17 protein-coding genes are annotated in these 13865 nt (G+C 37.4%); 11 read left to right on the top strand and 6 right to left on the bottom strand.

Going from position 1 to position 13865, the window contains the following annotated elements; all coding sequences use genetic code 11:
* Positions 1 to 11: 11 nt before the first annotated feature.
* Entirely contained in the window at positions 12 to 1160 is a 1149-nt protein-coding gene (locus AC2S94_RS11590) for a cysteine desulfurase family protein (RefSeq protein ID WP_484628739.1), read from the bottom strand.
* 88 nt (positions 1161 to 1248) lie between these two features.
* Here AC2S94_RS11590 and AC2S94_RS11585 point away from each other — a divergent pair, with 88 nt between their 5' ends.
* Entirely contained in the window at positions 1249 to 2298 is a 1050-nt protein-coding gene (locus AC2S94_RS11585) for a hypothetical protein (RefSeq protein WP_484628738.1), read from the top strand.
* Here AC2S94_RS11585 and AC2S94_RS11580 read toward each other — a convergent pair.
* Both AC2S94_RS11580 and AC2S94_RS11575 read right to left on the bottom strand, forming a co-directional pair.
* A complete protein-coding gene (locus AC2S94_RS11580; RefSeq protein WP_484628737.1) occupies positions 2295 to 2837 on the bottom strand; it encodes a Smr/MutS family protein in 543 nt (180 codons plus the stop codon). The genes AC2S94_RS11585 and AC2S94_RS11580 overlap by 4 nt on opposite strands.
* On the bottom strand, positions 2834 to 3037 hold the full coding sequence (locus AC2S94_RS11575) for a hypothetical protein (protein ID WP_484628736.1): 204 nt from the start codon (positions 3035 to 3037) through the stop codon (positions 2834 to 2836). Before AC2S94_RS11575 ends, AC2S94_RS11580 begins: the two co-directional genes overlap by 4 nt.
* 76 nt (positions 3038 to 3113) lie before the next feature.
* On the opposite strand from AC2S94_RS11575, the gene AC2S94_RS11570 reads away from it, so the two are divergent.
* From AC2S94_RS11570 to AC2S94_RS11555, 4 genes are all read left to right on the top strand, one after another.
* Positions 3114 to 4070 carry a hypothetical protein gene (locus AC2S94_RS11570; protein ID WP_484628735.1) on the top strand — a complete coding sequence of 319 codons (957 nt, stop codon included), beginning with the start codon at positions 3114 to 3116 and terminating at the stop codon, positions 4068 to 4070.
* Positions 4071 to 4163: 93 nt separating this feature from the next.
* Complete coding sequence (locus AC2S94_RS11565) at positions 4164 to 4871, top strand: T9SS type A sorting domain-containing protein (RefSeq protein ID WP_484628734.1); 708 nt, start codon at positions 4164 to 4166, stop codon at positions 4869 to 4871.
* Positions 4868 to 5161, top strand: a complete 294-nt coding sequence (locus tag AC2S94_RS11560) for a DUF2752 domain-containing protein (protein ID WP_484628733.1) — start codon at positions 4868 to 4870, stop codon at positions 5159 to 5161. Before AC2S94_RS11565 ends, AC2S94_RS11560 begins: the two co-directional genes overlap by 4 nt.
* A 14-nt stretch (positions 5162 to 5175) precedes the next feature.
* On the top strand, positions 5176 to 5502 hold the full coding sequence (locus AC2S94_RS11555; RefSeq protein WP_484628732.1) for a CCC motif membrane protein: 327 nt from the start codon (positions 5176 to 5178) through the stop codon (positions 5500 to 5502).
* A gap of 66 nt (positions 5503 to 5568) precedes the next feature.
* On the opposite strand, the gene rocD is transcribed toward AC2S94_RS11555, so the two are convergent.
* Positions 5569 to 6849, bottom strand: coding sequence for an ornithine--oxo-acid transaminase (gene rocD, locus AC2S94_RS11550; protein WP_484628731.1), 1281 nt, complete (start codon positions 6847 to 6849; stop codon positions 5569 to 5571).
* 173 nt (positions 6850 to 7022) lie between these two features.
* Between rocD and rlmD the strand changes: the two genes are divergently transcribed.
* From rlmD to AC2S94_RS11535, 3 genes are read left to right on the top strand one after another with little or no spacing between them, the layout of a single operon-like run.
* Positions 7023 to 8435, top strand: a complete 1413-nt coding sequence (gene rlmD / locus AC2S94_RS11545) for a 23S rRNA (uracil(1939)-C(5))-methyltransferase RlmD (RefSeq protein WP_484628730.1) — start codon at positions 7023 to 7025, stop codon at positions 8433 to 8435.
* Positions 8436 to 8441: 6 nt separating this feature from the next.
* Positions 8442 to 8990, top strand: a complete 549-nt coding sequence (locus AC2S94_RS11540) for a DUF6452 family protein (RefSeq protein ID WP_484628729.1) — start codon at positions 8442 to 8444, stop codon at positions 8988 to 8990.
* Positions 8947 to 9675 (top strand): DUF6048 family protein, encoded by a 729-nt coding sequence (locus AC2S94_RS11535; protein WP_484628728.1) that lies wholly within the window; start codon positions 8947 to 8949, stop codon positions 9673 to 9675. The genes AC2S94_RS11540 and AC2S94_RS11535 overlap by 44 nt, the downstream gene beginning before the upstream one ends.
* Here the strand turns inward: AC2S94_RS11535 and AC2S94_RS11530 are convergent.
* Positions 9672 to 10826 carry a THUMP domain-containing class I SAM-dependent RNA methyltransferase gene (locus tag AC2S94_RS11530; RefSeq protein WP_484628727.1) on the bottom strand — a complete coding sequence of 385 codons (1155 nt, stop codon included), beginning with the start codon at positions 10824 to 10826 and terminating at the stop codon, positions 9672 to 9674. The genes AC2S94_RS11535 and AC2S94_RS11530 overlap by 4 nt on opposite strands.
* Positions 10827 to 10937: 111 nt before the next feature.
* On the opposite strand from AC2S94_RS11530, the gene AC2S94_RS11525 reads away from it, so the two are divergent.
* The 3 genes from AC2S94_RS11525 (at position 10938) to AC2S94_RS11515 (ending at position 12700) form a co-directional block, all read left to right on the top strand.
* The gene (locus AC2S94_RS11525; RefSeq protein WP_484628726.1) at positions 10938 to 11621 is read left to right on the top strand and encodes a ZIP family metal transporter; all 684 of its coding nucleotides are present in this window, start codon (positions 10938 to 10940) and stop codon (positions 11619 to 11621) included.
* A 1-nt stretch (position 11622) separates the two neighbouring features.
* Positions 11623 to 12051 carry a DUF4268 domain-containing protein gene (locus tag AC2S94_RS11520; RefSeq protein WP_484628725.1) on the top strand — a complete coding sequence of 143 codons (429 nt, stop codon included), beginning with the start codon at positions 11623 to 11625 and terminating at the stop codon, positions 12049 to 12051.
* Between the two features lie 112 nt (positions 12052 to 12163).
* Positions 12164 to 12700, top strand: coding sequence for a lipocalin family protein (locus tag AC2S94_RS11515; protein ID WP_484628724.1), 537 nt, complete (start codon positions 12164 to 12166; stop codon positions 12698 to 12700).
* A gap of 47 nt (positions 12701 to 12747) precedes the next feature.
* Here the strand turns inward: AC2S94_RS11515 and AC2S94_RS11510 are convergent, their stop codons facing one another.
* Positions 12748 to 13659: an AraC family transcriptional regulator gene (locus tag AC2S94_RS11510; RefSeq protein ID WP_484628723.1), complete on the bottom strand. Its 912-nt coding sequence runs from the start codon at positions 13657 to 13659 to the stop codon at positions 12748 to 12750.
* Between the last annotated feature and the right edge of the window lie 206 nt (positions 13660 to 13865).

The raw sequence follows: 13865 nt of genomic DNA, 5'->3' as shown, positions 1-13865 counted from the left end.
AATTCAGAAAATCAACTTTCGATGAATTCTCTTAAAGTTTTTACCACGTAGTCTATCTCCTCTTTAGTGTTATAGCTTGAAAATGAAAATCTCAAAGAAGGTTTTTTCAGATCTTCTTCCCCTAAAAATGCATTCAAGACATGCGACCCCTTATCACTTCCACTTTGGCAGGCGCTTCCTTTGGAACATGCTATACCTTTCAAATCTAATTGAAACAAAAGCATTAGGGCTTTTTCTTCACTTACCGGAAGACAAACATTAATAAGCGTATAAGTACTTTTTTTAAGATCGCCAGATTCGCCGTTAAATTTGACGCCGGGTATTTCCTTTTTCAAGCTTTCGATAAAATGCTTTTTTAAAGAAATTGTGTATTCTTTTTCCTTTTCAAGATTCTCATAGGCGAGCTTCAAAGATTCTTCAAGACCAACGATATTATGAACACCTTCGGTTCCTGCTCGGTGACCTCTCTCCTGCTCTCCTCCAAAAATAAGTGGTTTTAAACCTGAATTTCTTCTAACAAATGCAAAGCCAACACCTTTGGGTCCATGAAATTTATGCGCGCTTACAGCAGTAAAATCTACCGGAATCTCATTCAGATCTAAATTAAAATGACCTATGGATTGTACAGTATCAGAGTGGAAAAGTGCATTGTGAGATTTAACCAATTCTGCTGTTTTTTTCAGATCAAGCATGTTCCCGATTTCATTATTCACATGCATCAGGCTAACCAGGGTCTTTTTATCTGAACTTTTCAGCAGGTTTTCAAGATCTTCTAGATCAACATTCCCTTTCTCATCCAGCTTTACGTATTCAATTTCAACATCAAAACAGTCTTGCAATTGCTCTACAGTATAAAGAACAGCATGGTGCTCAATTTTCGAGGTAATGATTCGCTTAACATCAAGGTCTCTTACAGCCGAATTCAAAGCCAGGTTATCAGCTTCAGTTCCTCCGGAAGTAAAAACGATCTCAGAAGCTTTTACATTTAAGATGCCTGCTACTGTTTTTCTTGCCTGTTCCACCAGCGACTTTGAAGATCGCCCGAAACTATGGGTAGAGGAAGGATTACCGTAATTTTCTTTTAAAACGCGGGCCATTTTATCGACCACTTCCTCCCTTAACTGGGTAGTAGCTGCTGAATCAAAATACACATTTTCCATAGGTCGCAAAATTAACGGAAATAAAATAATTTCCTACATCTCTTCCTGATAAGTTTGATTCCTTTATTTTTGTTCAAAAAGCATCTTTATGAGACGTTTATTATTCGGATTATTATCCCTGGCAATGCTTACATCATGTGATGACGGTGAGATCATCGTAACCAGTTTTGATTTTGAAGATAGCACAGTAAATTTCTGCGAGGGAACTGAAAAGAACGTTCTTTATTCCATTAATAACAATGATGTTTTTGAATCCATCTCGCTGGAATTCAATAATAATATCCTGGAAGTAGGTGATGATGGAAGAATAATTCCACCGGAAGAAGAAGAAATAGAATTTGATCTAAATGGGGACGGAAGCAATAATAATAGAATCGTCTACAGGATCTTTAGATCTGAAATACCAAATGATTATTTCTGTAATGTAGTTCCTCCCAGTCAGCCCGCGGTTGTTGAAGAATGGATAAGCGGCACAGGTGCTACCGTTAATATCACCCGTAGTTTTGGTGATGAAACCGGACAAGCCGATGCAGACGGTGACGGCTTGAATAATATTCAGGAAGGTTGGAATGCTGACGGCACAAATCTAACCGACACAGATGGAGATGGGATTCCAGATTACCTGGATGTAGATGATGACGGCGATAATGTACTTACAGAAATAGAACGAGAGAATGACAATAATGATCCCGTAAATGCAGATGGAGAAAGAGATACCGACGAAGATGGTATTCCTAATTACTTAGATAATGACGACGATGATGACGGAGTATTAACTCGTTATGAGGTTGATCCTAACGATCTAGACCCTTCCTCCTTAGAAAATCCAACTCTGTTTTCCAGTACGGGAGATGGAATTGCAAATTATTTAAACGACGAGCAATCTATAGAAAAAATACATGACGAATTCATTGACAATGATATTACACGAAGATATAACTACAGCATCATTGTTAGAGATTTAAAGTTTACCAAGCAGGATGGCTCTGGTGAATCTATTCAATATCAATTTTACAACTTCGGAACTTATTCTGAATCTGGAATAGAAGTGATCTATTGCCCCAATGGCGATCCCGATTGCTCAACTCCAGATACAGATGAGACAGATGAAGATACAGATGGTGAAACTATGAATTAAGGATTCTGAAAAATATAGACTTCAGTAGCCCCCAAACCATACTTTTGATAATCTGCATCGTAGAATTTGATATTGGAATATCGGCCTAACAAATATTCCAGTTCCATTTTCAAAACACCTTCTCCTACCCCATGAATAAAAACGATCTTCTGGATTCGCTTTCTCATGGCAAATTCCAGTTTGTGCCTGGCAGTATCTAATTGCAGGTTTAGCATCTCGTGATTAGACAAATTCCTGGAAGATTTAACTAACTGATGAATATGAAGATCAACTTCCATTGGTGGTGCGTTTCGTTCTTTTGGCTTTATACGATTGGATTTAGGCTTTTTGGCAGGTGTTTTCTCTTTCAAAACTTTTTCATAATCGAAATCGGACACATCAATATCAGATTTGATCTTTACCAGGTCTTCAGCAGAAAATTTCATTAAAAATCCATCTTCTGTTTTAATTTCAACCTGGTCTCCTTCAATCCTCTGAACTATCCCGCTTAAATCGTCGTCCAGTAATTCTACTTTATCTCCTGGCAACAGATCTTTCATTGGTCTTTCTTTTCAGAATTACCCTCGTGATCATCCTTAGTGGCCACCCAGTAATTTGTTGCACGGTAAAGTCCCAACATGATAATCACCAGTCCGATGATCTTGAAATAAGGACTTGCGTCATCTACCGAAATCGTATAAAGCAGGCAAGCACCACCAATAACAATAAGGGTTGTATTTATTACTTGTGAGTTATTCATTTTCAGTAAGTTAAAATACTTTCTTTGGTAAATTCGAAAGCTTAATTGACTACATTTATGCAAATTTATGGCTTTCATGAAGCTTACAATCCTTTTTTTACTGATTTTTAGCTCAAACCTTTTGCAGGCGCAGCTATACATCTCTCCTTCAGAGCAGTCTGATAGTTATCTCTACTCAAGGGACAGGTTGATCTATGTTGAAAAGGAAATTAACCTCATGAAAAATAAAAAAAACGAATCTGAAGCCAGCCTTTATTTGCGCAAAGCCTCCCAATTGATCCAGGGCTCTAAAATTACTAACCTGAATCGTGGCGACGGAATGCTTTCAGTATTTCAGCGAGGAACTTCGAATGCTTACGATTATAATTACTGGGGATTACCTGTTCTGGTCACCGGTGAAAAACAGCAAATAAATGATTATATCTACGAACCTATTACTAAAACTGAGGGCAGAAAAGCAAAATTAATATCCGCGCTTAATGGCAGCACCAACCCTCTAAGCATCTCTAACCGTTGGATATATACTTATGCGGGCAATAGTTATTCTAATTGGCAATATCTGGGAGATCATTTTGATTTTGTGCCTGGAGAAGGTTTTAGTATGAAAGGTGTAGAAGGCATGAATTCAAATACTATAGAATCTGAAGTTATAAATCCCGGTTCGGCACAGATCTATGATTTTCGGGGGACGCCAAATGATGGCAGGATAGTTCTACCTGTCAAAAAAGATCAGATCCTTCTAGTTGGCAATCCATATCCTTCCGCATTAGATCTGAATAAATTTCTCTTTGAAAATAAAGCTTCAACAGGAATTGCTTATTTCTGGGATTCAAAAAATGATGGAGATTCGCATTATGTAACCGATTACGAAGGAGGTTATGGAACATACAGTCCGGGTACCGGAATTTATTTACCACCGGTATTTGCCAAAATAGGAAATGGTACAAATTCAGGAGAAACAGGGAAAAGTTACCCGAGATCGGTAATTCCAATTGCGCAGGGTTTTATGGTAAGAGGTAAGATTGATGGATAGGTTTTCTTTTCAAATGACCAAAGAATTTACCAAAAAGAATCACCTGAAATTTCAGTTTTTAAAAATCCGGAATCTCACTTGCAATCTTTCAAATTGAATATAGAATTAGATTCTACCTATATCAGGCAATTAGCCCTCGTCTTTAAAGACAATTCCACTAGCAATGAAGACCATGCCATGGATGCCAAAAATTTTAATGCGCTTGAAGATGATGTTAACTGGTTGATCAACGATGCGGAATATGTGATCAATGTTAGACCAAAGATAAATGAGGAACTTATTCCCTTAAAAATTCAATTATCCGTAGAAAGCGATCTTGAATTTTCGATCTCTGATATTTTAAATTTTGATCCAGACCGTATATTTATTTACGATTCTAAAGACGATCTATATTTTGGAATTAAAACAGGTTCTTTAAAATTAAGATTGCCCGCAGGCGATTATCAGGATCGGTTCTACGTTAGTTTTATTGAAAAACTATCAGTTTATAGCGAAACAAATGAAGACACAGATCTACCTAATGTTGAAAATAAAAAGCTGCCTTTAATTCTTCTAAACACTATTGATATTTTTCAGAATAATCTACAGGAACAGCTTGAGGTAAAGGTCCTCTACGATACTGAACTCAGCAATTTGAGAATCTATGATCTCAATGGGAAACTTTTTCTGAACCAGGATTTCAGAGCTAAAGAAAAAGATTTTAATTTTTCAACCGGGAATTTGAGTAATGCTGTTTATATTGTTAAGGTGAAAACAACCGACAATAAAGAGCTGACTAAAAAAATTGGTGTTAAGCATTGAGTGACCTTCAACAATACATGTTTCCGTGCCTGAATAAAACTGTTCTGGGAATTGAATGTACCGGATGTGGTGGACAGCGTGCTGCCTTGCTACTTTTTCAGGGGCATTTTAAAGAAGCATTTCTAATGTATCCCGCCATTTACAGTCTGCTGCTTCTATTAGTATTTTTAATCATCAACCTTTTTATAAAGTTTCGCTATGATTTCAGTATTAAAATGGGTCTTATCATTTTGAATGCCGTGATCATAGCAGGTGCTTATATTTTTAAAATGATTCATATTTTCAACTAACCAACTCAAATTTTATGGAAAAAAGAGAACTACCTAATTCTACACTTATCCTTATCTTCGGAATTCTTTCTGTTGTAGGATGTTGCTGTTATGGGATACCTGGAGCTATTTTCGGGATCATCACTTTAGTAATGGCTAAAAAAGCAACGGAAATCTATAGTGCAAATCCAGAACTTTATACCGGTTTTCAAAATGTAAAAGCCGGAAGAATCCTCGCAATAATTGGACTGGTTCTTTTAGGATTAAGTTTTGTAGCCGGAATAATCGGTATAATGATGTTTGGAGGAGTTGATGAAGTAAGGCAGATGCAGGAAGAGATCTTAAGAGAATACGGAGGATAAAAATTTTTTTCAAAAACAGAAAATCCCGCTCTGAGCGGGATTTTCTTGTTTATTATTACCGAAATACTACTTTTCGAATTGTTTTAAAGTTGAAGTAATAATATCTACACAATCTCTCAATTGCTCCTCGTTCATTACCAGAGGTGGAGCAAAACGGATAATATTTCCATGGGTTGGCTTAGCCAAAAGACCATTTTCCTTAAGAGCCATACAAATATCCCAGGCAGTAGAACTATCCTCAGAATCATTGATTACGATCGCATTTAAAAGTCCACGACCTCTTACCAGGTTCACGATATTGGATTCTTTTATATAATCATCCATCAATCTTCTGAAAAGCTTACCAAGTTTACGAGCATTTTGAATAAGGTGCTCATCTTTCACCACATCAAGCGCTGCTACTGCCACAGCTGCTGCTACTGGGTTTCCACCAAAAGTAGAACCATGCTGTCCCGGCTGGATCACATCCATAACTTCATTATCGGCTAAAACTGCAGAAACAGGATAATTTCCTCCAGAAAGTGCTTTTCCTAGAATAAGAATATCAGGTTTGCTATAAGTCTCCTGTCTTTCGCAATGTCCTTCACAGGTACAATGTCCACACACAGCAAGTAAACCTCCAGTTCTGGCAATTCCAGTCTGAATTTCATCTGCCATAAAAAGAACATTATGCTTATTACATACTTCCTTCGCTCTCATCATATAGTCATCAGATGGAGTGAATACTCCTGCTTCACCCTGAATTGGCTCTACAAGAAAACCGGCAACATTTGGATTTTGTTCAAGAGCCGCTTCCAAAGCATCAATATCATTGTATGGGATCTTAGTAAAACCTGGAGTGTATGGCCCAAAGTTTCTTCTAGCGTCCTCATCGTTAGAAAAAGAGATCACCGTGGTAGTTCTTCCGTGGAAATTGTTTGCACAAACCACGATCTCAGCTTCAGTTTCCTGAACACCTTTTCTTTCATATGCCCACTTACGTGCAATTTTAATAGCCGTCTCAACAGCTTCAGCACCAGTATTCATCGGTAAGAGTTTATCGAAACCAAAATATTCGGTAGCATATTTCTCATAGGCCCCAAGTACATCATTATGAAAAGCCCTTGAGGTAAGTGCAAGTTTTGAGGCTTGCTCATGCATCGCCCCAACGATCTTCGGGTGACAGTGTCCCTGGTTTACTGCAGAATACGCAGAAAGGAAATCGTAATATTTTTTGCCTTCAACATCCCAAACATGAACTCCCTCTCCCCTGCTTAGAACTGCTGGAAGCGGATGATAGTTATGTGCACCATGCTGGTCTTCAAGTTTAATTGCTTCTTCAGAAGAATTGATTTTTGGTAATGGCATGTTAGTTTTCGTTTTTTAATTAGTTTTATGCTATTCCTTCTTTTTTCGGCTGAAAAGCGGCGAAAAAGGAGAGAAATCATCCCTTTTTTTGAATTCCTGCAAATTACTAAATGTTTGCTGAAAATTTCAACTGCCTACTCTTTAAATCTTGTTAATTATCCTATTTTTGCGCTATGGCAAGAAGAAATAAAAACAAGCTTTTTAAAGAAATTGAAATCATAGATGCCGGTGCAAAAGGTAAAGCTATTGCCAAATCTCCAGACGGCAGAGTGATCTTTATAGACAACGCGGTTCCAGGGGATTTAGCAGATGTGCAAACAACCCGAAAAAGAAAATCCTATTATCAGGGAACAGCTGTTGAATTCCATAGATTTTCAGATAAAAGAACTGAACCTGAATGCCAGCATTTTGGAACCTGTGGAGGTTGTAAATGGCAAAACATGGACTATAAATTTCAGCTGGAATACAAGCAGCAGGAAGTTGAAAATAATTTACGCAGATTAGGGAAGATCGAGCTTCCTGAAATTACTCCGATTCTGGGCAGCGAAGAGATCTATTTCTATCGTAATAAAATGGAATTCTCCTTCAGCGATAGTCGCTGGCTTACCCAGGAAGAAATCCAGAGTGGTGAAAATATCGAAAACCGCAATGCCTTAGGTTTTCATATTCCAGGAATGTGGGATAAAATTCTGGACATTAAAAAGTGCCACCTTCAGGCAGATCCTAGCAACGCCATCAGGAATTTTGTAAAGGAATTTGCTACAGAAAACGGTCTTAAATTCTTCAATACTCGTAACCAGGAAGGTTTATTGAGAACTTTAATGATCAGAACTTCTTCTACTGGAGAAATCATGATCCTGATTCAGTTCTATGAAGATATAAAGGAACAGAGAGAACTTCTTTTAGATGCCCTGGCAGAAAAGTTCCCGGAGATTACGTCTTTACAATATGTGGTTAACAATAAGGCGAATGATACTATTTATGATCAGGAAGTGATCTGTTATAAGGGTCGCGATCATATCTTTGAAGAGATGGAAGGTCTTAAATTCAAAATTAACGCTAAATCTTTTTACCAGACCAATTCTGAACAGGCATATAATTTATATAAAATTACCAGGGAATATGCAGATTTAAAGGGAGACGAACTGGTTTATGACCTCTATACAGGGACGGGAACCATCGCTCAATTCGTGGCAAAAAACGCAAAAAAGGTAATTGGTGTGGAAGCCGTGCCTGAAGCTATTAAAGACGCCAGGGAAAATGCGGAAAGAAACGGAATCAGCAATACAGAATTCTATGTTGGTGACATGCGTAAGGTTTTTACCGAAAATTTCATCAATAAACATGGCCAACCAGACGTTATAATTACAGATCCACCACGTGACGGAATGCATAAGGACGTGGTAGCTCAAATTATTGGTATATTGCCGGAACGTATCGTATATGTTAGTTGTAATTCTGCCACTCAGGCTCGAGATCTTGCGATGCTGGACGAGCATTATAAAGTAACAAAGGTTAGAGCTGTAGATATGTTCCCTCAAACTCACCATGTGGAAAATGTGGTTTGTTTGGAAAAAAGAAAGTAGCAATAAATGAAAATAGTAAAATTTACTTTTCTTCTTTTTTTAATTATTTCGGCAGGCTTTGGCTGCCAGCGTGATGATATTTGTGCGGAGTCTATAGATACTACTCCACTACTGATCATCAGATTTTATGACATTGAAGAAAGGGATGAATTAAAATCTCCGCAAAATCTAAGTGTAAGAGCCGCAGATGATTCGATTCCAGATTTTGTGGTGAATACCGGTGGACAAGCTCCTGTAAGATATTATCGCTATTCTCGAGATAGCATCGCAATCCCGCTTAGAACAGATTCTGATGTTACCAGTTATGTCCTTACTTTAAATACTGCTGCTAACGACACCACGGCTACAAATTCAGGATTAAGGGATACTCTAAATTTTTCTTACGGAAGACGTGAAGAATATATCAACCGTGCCTGCGCTTATAAGCTTAGTTACCTGGGATTAAAGGTAGATGTAGACGGTGATACTACAGGACCAAACTGGATTCAGGATATACAAATAGAAGAACCGAATGTTGAAGATCAAAATCAGGCGCATGTATCGATATATTTCTAGCTTTATTTTCACTCTTCTATTAAGCTCTTCAATATTTGGCCAGCAGCAAGCTCAGGTGCAAGATTCTGTAACTTATAATGAGAAATTCGGATTAAGGCTTGGAATAGATCTGAGTAAGCCACTAAGAACGGTTCTTGACGACAATTTCAGCGGAATTCAGCTTGTGGGAGACTACAGAATTTATAAAAATTATTATCTCGCTGCTGAAGTAGGAACTGAAAAAATCACTTTTGAAGGAGATAACATTGAAACTTTTACCAACGGAAGCTACATCAAAATTGGTGGAGATTACAATGCTTATGAAAACTGGCTTGATATGCAGAATGCTATTTTCGTTGGCTTACGATATGGATTCGCCACGTTCTCCCAAACCCTGGATGAATATCGAATCTATACATCTTCAGACTATTTTGGACCGGACATTCGAGAAGATAATACTGAAACTACAGGTTTGACCGCGAGTTGGGCAGAGATCATGATCGGGATTAAAGTAGAAGTTCTTAAAAACCTATTTCTATCAGCCAATGTACAGTTGAAAAGAAAAATAGGACAGAATAGTCCAGGTAATTTCGATAATCTGGCAATTCCTGGATTCGGCCGAACTTATGACAGCAGTGAATTTGGAGCCGGATTTGGCTATACCATTTCTTACCTGGTGCCCTTCTTCAAAAAAGCAAGGGATTAATTCTGCTTACTTTTCTTTTTAGAACCTTCGTATAAAACATATTTTAATAATCGGCCTTCCAGAGGTCCGTTATATAGTTTTATTTTTCTTGAAGCCCTTAGCCCTACGCTTTTTATCGCATCAAAATTGGTTGCAATGAACCATGCGTGTGTTCCCGGGTAACCTTGTTTCAAAGTATCTCCGATTTTTCCGTAGAAATCTTCAATATCAATTTCCAGTCTTTCACCGTATGGCGGATTAAAAAGCATATGAAGATATTTATCACTTTGCTTCTGCGTTTCAAAGAAACTTTTTTGTTCGATCTCTATAAATTCAGAAAGATTGGCATTCTTCACATTCTCTTTCGCCTTCATGACTGCTGAAGGTGCCTTGTCATATCCCTTGATCTTAAAATGAAAATCACGCACCTTTTTAAGCGCAGATTCTTCGATCTTCTCAAAAAGATCTTCATCCCAGTCTTTCCATTTTTCAAAAGCAAACTCTTTTCTATTCAGGTTTGGCGGAATATTGCACGCGATCATCGCAGCTTCAATTGGAATAGTTCCACTACCACACATTGGGTCTAGAAAATCACATTGGCCGTCCCAACCAGACATCAAAAGCATTCCCGCTGCCAGCACCTCGTTAATAGGCGCGATATTCGTTGCAGACCTGTATCCTCTCTTATGTAGTGAATCCCCGGAACTGTCAAAAGAAACATTACAAAAGTTCTTTTCAATGTGAATGTTAATTCTAAGATCTGGAAAGTCGAGATCTACATCAGGTCTTTTTCCAAATTTCTCTCTGAATCTATCTACGATCGCATCTTTACTTTTCAATGCAACATATTGAGAATGCGTGAAAATATCTGAATGCACGGCAGAATCTATAGCAAGGCTACCATCATCAGCAAGAAATTTCTCCCAAGGAAGCCTTTTAATATTATCGTATAACTCCTGCTCAGAATTCACTCTAAAACTCTCGTAAGGCTTTAGAATCTTGATCGCTGTTCTCAGGCAAAGATTAGCCTTATACATAAATCCAAGATCACCAACGAAACTAACCATTCGGTTACCTTCTTTGATATCCATGGCTCCAAGGTCTAACAATTCTTTTGCAAGGATCGACTCAAAACCATAAAGCGTCTTGGCGATCATTCTGTAGTTATCCATAATCCTTCTTTAAAGAACGACAAAAATAAGTTAATTTTGTCCGAAAGAATAATAATTACGGGATAGTTCATCAATATTATAAGATCCCAGATTCAACCAACCAGGAATCCATTGCTTACAGATCTATACATTTATATTCTACCAATACTTGCTGTTTTAGCAGGATACATCATATCATTATTTCTGAAACCTGGAAGTTCATCCGGGTTCAAACTTTTACTGGCTTTTAGTGGTGCCTACTTATTAGCAGTGACGGTCCTTGAATTATTACCCGATGTTTACAGAGATCCTGATTCCGGGATTGGGGTATTTATAATGCTAGGACTTCTTTTACAGATCATTCTGGAATTTCTCTCCAAAGGAGTTGAACATGGTCATTTGCATTTCCATGAAAATTCTAACGCTTTCCCGCTGCTATTACTAGTAAGTTTAAGCTTACATTCACTGCTGGAAGGTTTTCCTTTAGATCACGATAATCATCTTTTGCATGGTGTCGTGGTTCACAAAATTCCGGTGGCAGCCATACTTTCAGTATTTCTTGTGCAGAGTAAATTGAGCAAAGCTAAAGTCTTTCTTTTTCTCGGATTTTTCGCCCTAATGACTCCGTTGGGAAGCTGGTTAAAAAATAATATTGCGGTAATCCACGAATATGCAGATTATGTGAACGCCGTGGTAATTGGAATTTTCCTTCATGTTTCTACTACCATACTTTTTGAGTCTTCTAAAAATCATTCCTTCAATGCATCAAAGCTGGGAGTGATCATTCTGGGAATTCTTTTAGCCTATTTTATTTAAAATGTTTTCAAAAGAAGAATCTAAAAAAATAAGGCAGGAATTCTGGACAAGTTTCGGTAAGGAATATCCTCATAAATGGCTGCTATACAACACCAGAATGAAGGAAATTCAATTAAAATTCACCTTCAATAGAAAAATTGCACAGGTTTCTCTTGATGTTATAGATGACGATGAACTAATCCGCGCTTATTATTTTGAGAAGCTGGAGTCTCTTCAAAAGATTCTTAAATCTGAATACTTACCTGAGATAATTTTTGAGGAGCATTATGAGCTTCCGGAAGGAAAAATCATTAGCAGAATCTACGTGCAAAAGGACGGCGTTAGTATTCATGATCCTAAAATCTGGCCTGAGGTAAAGAAATTCTTCAATACTAAAATGCTGCTTTTGGAAGAGTTTTTTAAAGACTTTAGCGATTTTCTAAAAAACTAAGTCGGAAAATTATTTTTTTTAGTAATTTAATTAACAGAAAGATAGCGACCTTCAGTCTTTACCCTACCACATCTTTTTCATTTTATTTATTAACTAACCAAAAACCATAAAAATGAAAACGATCAAATTTTCACTACTTGCCTTTATGTTCATTTGCTTAACCGCATGTTCCACAGATGATGATTCCCCAAATGCTGATACTTCCATGATCACTGGAGTCTGGAATTTACAGGAATTTAATTACAGCGGCGTTACCAGTGGTAATTTTGAAGGAATGGATATCAATACCAGTTTTGAAGGAATCGCTGAGAATATTGATGCAACTCTTAGTTTCAATGAAGACAATACCTTTAATATGGCCGGTAGTTACGATGTGAGATTAAGTTCAGATGGAGTTACTCAGGTTGTTCCAATAAACAATGCATCTTCCTCAGGAACCTGGAAAATAGAAGGAGATTACATCATTACTTCAGGAGCGGTTGGGCAGGTACAGGGTCAGGGTATTGCCGGTCCACAGGAAGGAAGAATGAGAATTAGTGAAGTTTCAGAAAATAAAATGATTTTAATTATTGACCAGGAAAGCAATACAAATCAGGGAGGAATGGATTTTACCATTAAAATGGACGGCAGATACGTCCTTACAAGGTAAAAGAGACAGTTCTGCAATAAAGCATATTCTAATGGATATGCTTTTTATTATGCCCGGGCGTTAACTAAAGATTGATAATCGCCGGGAGCAACCTTTTTTCTGCTTTTGAAAACACGGTTAAAATACGACCTGCTTTCAAATCCACATTCTTGGTAGACCTGCTTGATACTTTTATTCGGATTTTGAAGTAAACTTACCGCCAGTTTAATTCTTTCGTTATTTATAAAATCGGTTGGAGATATACCTAACTCGCTCTTGAAAACCCTGTAAAAATTAGACTCGCTCATGCAGGCTTTTCTACTTAGGCTTTTCACCGATAAAGGATTATGGAGATTATTTCTTATGTGCTCAACAATAAAGGCAAGCCGATTACTGGAACTTAGTTTAAAACTCTGTTCGGTATAGATCTTTCTGGAATTGGTTTGTAAAATTCTGATGATTAACTCCTCCAGCATATTGTCAACAAAAAGATCTTTGGAAGGATGATTTTCGGTAAAAAGAAACAAAAGTCTTTGCAATATCTGGTAAATTCCGATGTCATTCGTAAAATGAAAATTATAATCCATTAGACTCCATTCAGCTGAATCTGCTTTCGGCATCAGGTAATTCATGTGTTCTAGGACCCTATCAATCTTATCTTCGTCTATAGCCATTGCCAGGCATTGCGTTGGATTATTGCTCTGGGCTTCCGGAAAATCGATACACATTAATTCATCAGAAGGCAAAATCAGGGATTCTCCGGGAAGAAAATTGAAAGATTGTTGATCACGTAGATGCATGATCTTTTTCCCTTTTAGCATACTCGCCAGCACCGGTTTATCAAATTGTAATGAGACGCGTTCTGCCTGTTCATGAGTTTCAAAAATATGCAGTGCAGCATTATTCAGGGTATATGAAGTTTGATTCTCTACCAGATTCTCAAGCTTACGGTTTCTATAGAAATCATTGGAAAGATTCATTCACAAAAGATTTACATATTAATATTTTATCAGCATTAGTATTCATAAATATACAATTTAGATGCCTAATTATTAGCGAATTGATAGCATTTTAAAGATATGTTCATGGTAATGAGAGAATAGTTCAGATGATTTGGGGAAAGTAAAGTTAACTTTGAGATACTTCCAATATTTTCTTAACCACTGGAAGCCTTCACTTATTCATT

This window comes from Christiangramia pacifica, from assembly GCF_057221535.1.
The sequence above is the reverse complement of the archived record's forward strand: the minus strand, read 5'-3'. Positions and strand labels throughout refer to the sequence as shown.